Here is a 6000-nt window from a genome sequence, read left to right as displayed (position 1 = left end):
TCCTGTTGGGCCCTGTGGGCCTATTGGTCCTATTGCTCCTGGATCTCCTGTTGGTCCTGTTGGGCCCTGTGGTCCCATTGGTCCTATTGCTCCTGGATCTCCTTTACAGCCTTTTGGTCCTCGTGGTCCTGGACAACCTGGATCTCCTTTTGGTCCCGGGCAGCCTTTCGGTCCTCGCTCTCCCTGACAACCTTCTGGTCCTCGTGGTCCTGGGCAGCCTTTTGGTCCTTGTGGTCCTGGGCAGCCTGGATCTCCCTTACAGCCTTTTGGTCCTCGTGGTCCTGGACAGCCTGGATCTCCTTTTGGTCCCGGGCATCCTTTCGGCCCTCGCTCTCCCTGACAACCTTCTGGTCCTCGTGGTCCTGGGCAGCCTTTTGGTCCTTGTGGTCCCGGGCAGCCTGGATCTCCCTTACAGCCTTTTGGTCCTCGTGGTCCTGGACAGCCTGGATCTCCCTTACAACCTTTTGGCCCTTGCGGTCCTTGGCAACCTGGGTCTCCTTTACAGCCTTTTGGTCCTCGTGGTCCTGGACAGCCTGGATCTCCTTTGCATCCTTTTGGTCCTCTTGGTCCCGGACAGCCTGGGTCTCCCTTACAACCTTTTGGCCCTTGCGGTCCTTGGCAACCTGGGTCTCCTTTACAGCCTTTTGGTCCTCGTGGTCCTGGACAGCCTGGATCTCCTTTGCATCCTTTTGGTCCTTGACAGCCCGGATCTCCCTTAGGCCCTCTAGGTCCTTCTTCACCACAAACAGTTATGCATTTATTACAAGAACAGGAATGCTTATGCTCTTCCTTATTATGGCATTCATTCTCTTCTTTATCTTCGTCCCAATATTCATCTTCATCATAATTTTCATTTTCATTATAATTTTCGTCTTCATTATAATACTCAAATTCATCTACATCATTCTCGTCGATTTCGCAATATGCTCTTTCGCTTGCACCATTATTTTTATTTTCGTGTTTATTGATAAATGAATGGCTCTTCCTTGAATGATGTGAGTCTCTATGTCTTGCCATATTTATTTCCTCCTTATATGAAAAATATACATCAAATGGTAGCTTCCATTGTAACTCAATAGAGTTAAATTTAAGGAGTTTATCCTTAATAAATAATATGACGATTTTCTAATGTTGTTACAAAATTATTTATAATCATTATTTTTATACATATATCCATATCAGACAATTACATGTGAATACACATCACTGTTCTTCAGCACTATAAAAAATCAACCTAAAAAAGTGCAGTATACCTGTTAGGTTACTGCACTCAGACTGATTATAAATTATAATATTTTTATGGATTAACTTTTTTAACAAACTTTTGTTTTCCATCTTCTACCTTTATTATAACTGCACTCTTTACCGGATTTCTCTTTTCATCAAAAGAAACTTTTCCTGATACAACCTGTACGGTTAATCCCTTCATAGTATCTTTTATTTTTTCTGGATCTGCGCTGCCTGCTTTTTCAATTGCAGTTATAAGTATTTTTCCTGCATCATATACAAGTCCTGAAGTAGCATCTGGAGTCGTATTAAATTTAGCCTTGTATGCTTTGTTGTATTCAACAACTTCTGGTGATGTATCATCTGGTGAAAAATGGTTAGTGAAATAAGAACCATTTACAGAATCACCACCAATTTTAAATAAATCTGGCGAATCCCATCCATCTCCACCAAGGAAAGTTGCTTTTATTCCTACTGCTCTTGCTTGTTTTGTAATAAGTCCAACATTACTATACATATCCGGCAGTACTAATATATCCGGATTTAAAGCTTTTATTTTTGTAAGCTGAGCATTAAAATCTTGATCTCCATTTGCATAAGTTTCAGCATCTACAACTTGACCACCTTCTTTTTTAAATTCGGCCTGAAAGAATTCAGACAATCCTTTTGAATAATCATTGCCGTTATCAAAGAGAACAGCTGCAGTTTTTGCTTTTAAATCGCCTATTGCAAATTTAGCTATAACTGTACCTTGGAATGGATCTATAAAGCAAGATCTAAATATATATTCTCCCGCTTCAGTAACTTTAGGATTTGTTGACGTTCCGGTAATCATTGGAATTTTTGCAGCATTTACCACAGGAGCCATAGCTATGCTACACTTACTTGAATAAGATCCTATAATCCCCACAACATCCTCTGTAATAAGTTTTTGAGCTACATTTGCTGAATTTGCAGGCTTATTCTCATCATCTTCAATTATAAATTTAACTTTTTTTCCCAACACTCCGCCTTTACCGTTGACTTGTTCATCTAAAAGACTGATTGCATTTTTAGCTGATTGTCCCATCGCAGCTATATCACCTGTTAGCGGCAATACTACACCTATTTTAATTTCACCACTATCTGCTGCTTTCTTTTGACCACAACCTGTAAACACTGTTGTAACCATCGCTACACCTAATAATAAAGCCATTAATTTCTTATTCATATCATTTCCCCCTACATAACTTAATTGTTTTTTATTTTATAATATATTAATTTTATTACTCTCCAAGATAAGCACTTCTTATTGAATCGTCATTTAACATTTCTTTAGGATCACCTTTCATAACTATTTGTCCAGTTTCCAAGACATATGCCTGATTAGCTATTGAAAGCGCCATATGAGCATTCTGTTCGACCAATAAAATGGTAGTTCCACTTTTATTAATTTCTTTTACTATATTAAATATCTCCTGTACTACTATAGGTGCAAGTCCCATAGAAGGCTCATCCATTAGCAAAAGCTCAGGTCTTACCATAAGCGCCCTTCCTATTGCTAGCATTTGCTGTTCTCCACCACTTAAGGTTCCTGCCAGCTGATTCATTCTCTCCTTTAATCTTGGAAATTTTTCAAAAACCATATCAAAATCATCTTTTATTCCCTTTTTATCATTTCTAATGTAAGCTCCTAATTCAAGATTTTCCATAACCGTTAAATTAGAAAAAACTCTCCTTCCTTCTGGCACATGGGACATTCCATCAGCAACTACTTTATATGCAGGAACTTTATTTAGTGATTTATTTTTAAAGGTTATTTCTCCTGATTTTATCGAAGTCAAGCCAGATATCGCTCTTAAAGTTGAGGTTTTACCTGCTCCATTAGCTCCTATTAAAGTTACAATTTCTCCTTCATCTACCTCCAAAGATATGTCCTTTAGTGCATGAATTCCTCCATAAAATAAATTTATATTTTTAACCTCTAGCATGCTATACCGCGACCTCCTCTCCTAAATATGCCTGTATTACCTTTGGATTTTTCTTTATTTCTTGTGGCACACCTTCTGCTAATATTTGCCCATGGTCTAATACTATAAGTCTCTCACATATACCCATTACCAACTTCATATCATGTTCTATTAATAATATTGAAATCTTAAATTTATCTTTTATCCAATTAATAAGATTCATAAGCTCTGCTGTCTCCTGAGGATTCATTCCTGCAGCAGGTTCATCTAAAAGAAGTATTTTAGGTTCTGCTGCTAATGCTCTTACTATTTCAAGTTTTCTTTGCTCCCCATAAGGAAGATTCATAGCCAGTTCATCTTCTTTACTTTCCAATCCAAAAACCTTCAATAATTCTCTTGCTTTATCATCCATCTCTTTTTCTTTTTTATAATACTTAGGTAATCTTAATATAGCTTCTACAAAATTATATTTGCCTTGGTAGTTAAAAGAGATTTTTACGTTATCCAAAACAGTCATTTGTTTAAACAGTCTTATATTTTGGAAGGTACGTGCTATATGCTTTTTCGTTAATTCATAGGGTTTTAACCCAATAACTTTTTCTTCTAAAATCTCTATATGACCACTAGTAGGTTGATACACACCAGTAAGCATATTAAAAACCGTTGTTTTTCCAGCCCCATTAGGGCCAATTAACCCAATAAGTTCATTTTCTTTAATAGTTAAATTAAAATCTGAGACAGCTGTGAGTCCTCCAAATTTTATTACTAAATCTTTGGCATTAAGCAACAACATCTTCTCTTCCTCCTTCCTTTGATAAGTCAATAGTCTTTTTATGCTTTATTAAATTCTTAAACCAGCTTAGAGAAAGTTCTTTTGTTCCCAATAAGCCTTGAGGTCTAAATAACATTAGTAGAATCAAACAAAGAGCATAAATAACTAGTCTGTAATCAGCTATAGATCTTAACACCTCTGGAAGAGTTGTTAGTATTGCTGTTGATAAGATACATCCAGATAAACTTCCCATTCCTCCAAATACTACAAAGGCAAGTATATCGAAAGATTTTAGAAAATCAAAAGTTTTTGGATCTAAGAACATGAAATAATGTCCATATAAACCTCCTGCTATGCCAGCAAAGAAGGAAGCCGTAACAAAAGCTATTACCTTATATTTAGTAGTATTTATTCCCATTGCCTCCGCTGCAATCTCATCTTCTCTTACAGATATCATTGCACGTCCATGAGAGGACTTAATCATGTTTCTAACAATTACTATCATTGCAAAAACTATAAAGAAAACTATAGCAAAATTGGTTTTCTTAGGTATGCCAGCAAGACCTCTTGCACCCCCAAGCGCATCAATATTCACAATACCAACTCTTATTATTTCACCGAAGCCTAAGGTTGTTATAGCTAAATAATCTCCTTTAAGCCTTAATGCAGGAACACCTATTATCAAGCCAAATAACGCTGCCATTAGCCCTCCTCCTAATAACACTACTGCAAAGGGCAGATGTAATTTTAAAGTTAACATAGCTGCTGTATATCCTCCAACTGACATAAAACCTGCATGTCCTAAAGCTAACTGTCCTGTATAACCTATTATTAAATTTAGACTAACAGCTAGAATCACATTAATGCATATCAATATTAATATTTGGGTATGATAACTATTCAATGTTTTAGTACTTATAAGTTCTTGTATTATTCCAAATGCACATAACACTGGAATTAAAACTATCATAATACTCTTAATATTATTTTTCATAATAAGGCTTCACCTACACTTTCTCACTAACTTTTTCGCCAAATAATCCAGATGGTCTAACCATAAGTGTTATTATTAATATTGCAAATGCTATAGCATCTGCAAGCTTTGAAGATATAAAGGCTTTAGTAAGCGTTTCTGCTATACCTAACATCAATCCACCTACAGCAGCTCCTGGAAGAATTCCTATACCTCCTAAAACTGCAGCTACAAAGGCTTTAAGCCCAGGCATTATTCCCATATATGGATCTATCTTCGGATAAGACATTCCTACTAAAACTCCAGCTGCACCAGCTAATGCTGAACCTATAGCAAAGGTTAAAGATATTGTATTATTAACATTTATTCCCATCAGTTGTGCAGCCTCTGTATCAAAGGAAGCTGCCCTCATAGCCTTTCCTATTTTAGTCTTGTAAATGATGTATTGAAGTAAAACTACTAAAATAACTGAAACTAGCAACATAGATATTTGCAAACTATTTATCTGCAAAGCTCCTATTTTATATATTTTTGCCTTTAGAAGTTCTGGAAATGGCTTAGGGTTAGGTCCAAATATAAGTCTAAATCCATTTTCTAACAAAAGCGACACACCAATCGTAGTAATAAATAATGTTATCTTAGGCGAATTTCTAAGAGGCTTATACGCAACCTTTTCAATTATTACCCCTAATAACGCACATCCTACCATAGCGATCAGCAATGCTGGTATAAATCCAACTTTAAAACTGGTAACTACCAGATATCCAAAGAAAGCTCCAACCATATATATATCACCATGAGCAAAGTTTATAAGTTTTATTATTCCATATACCATAGTGTATCCAATGGCTATCAACGCATAAACACTACCTAATGCTAAGCCATTTATCAATTGTTGAGTAAAATTCATATTAATTGCCCCCTTCATTTAATTTTCTATGATATGAAAGATTATATTATATAACTTTCATTAAATCAAGTAATTTATCAAAAAAATGTGTATTTTTTTGATAAATCGTTAATTTATGTAGATGTAACTTAATAATTAATTCTGTAATCGTTTGATTTTGAATTTTTAT

The 6000-nt window shown here is 35.8% G+C and carries 6 protein-coding genes; all 6 read right to left on the bottom strand.

Annotated features, from left to right (window positions below):
* Positions 1-1017, bottom strand: a 1017-nt coding sequence (locus I6U48_RS30160; RefSeq protein WP_218321878.1) for a collagen-like domain-containing protein, incomplete at its 3' end; no start/stop codon positions are given.
* A gap of 280 nt (positions 1018-1297) precedes the next feature.
* Positions 1298-2437 (bottom strand): ABC transporter substrate-binding protein, encoded by a 1140-nt coding sequence (locus tag I6U48_RS18115; protein WP_218321877.1) that lies wholly within the window; start codon positions 2435-2437, stop codon positions 1298-1300.
* Between the two features lie 55 nt (positions 2438-2492).
* The gene (locus I6U48_RS18110) at positions 2493-3197 is read right to left on the bottom strand and encodes an ABC transporter ATP-binding protein (RefSeq protein ID WP_218321876.1); all 705 of its coding nucleotides are present in this window, start codon (positions 3195-3197) and stop codon (positions 2493-2495) included.
* Position 3198: 1 nt separating this feature from the next.
* Positions 3199-3969: an ABC transporter ATP-binding protein gene (locus I6U48_RS18105; protein ID WP_218321875.1), complete on the bottom strand. Its 771-nt coding sequence runs from the start codon at positions 3967-3969 to the stop codon at positions 3199-3201.
* Positions 3956-4942 (bottom strand): branched-chain amino acid ABC transporter permease, encoded by a 987-nt coding sequence (locus I6U48_RS18100; RefSeq protein ID WP_218321874.1) that lies wholly within the window; start codon positions 4940-4942, stop codon positions 3956-3958. Before I6U48_RS18100 ends, I6U48_RS18105 begins: the two co-directional genes overlap by 14 nt.
* Before the next feature lie 13 nt (positions 4943-4955).
* Positions 4956-5831: a branched-chain amino acid ABC transporter permease gene (locus I6U48_RS18095; RefSeq protein ID WP_218321873.1), complete on the bottom strand. Its 876-nt coding sequence runs from the start codon at positions 5829-5831 to the stop codon at positions 4956-4958.
* Positions 5832-6000: the final 169 nt, after the last annotated feature.

The sequence above is a fragment of the Clostridium thailandense genome, from assembly GCF_019207025.1.
Lineage (GTDB): Bacteria > Bacillota > Clostridia > Clostridiales > Clostridiaceae > Clostridium_AM > Clostridium_AM thailandense.
This window is presented reverse-complemented; position numbering and strand designations above follow the sequence as displayed.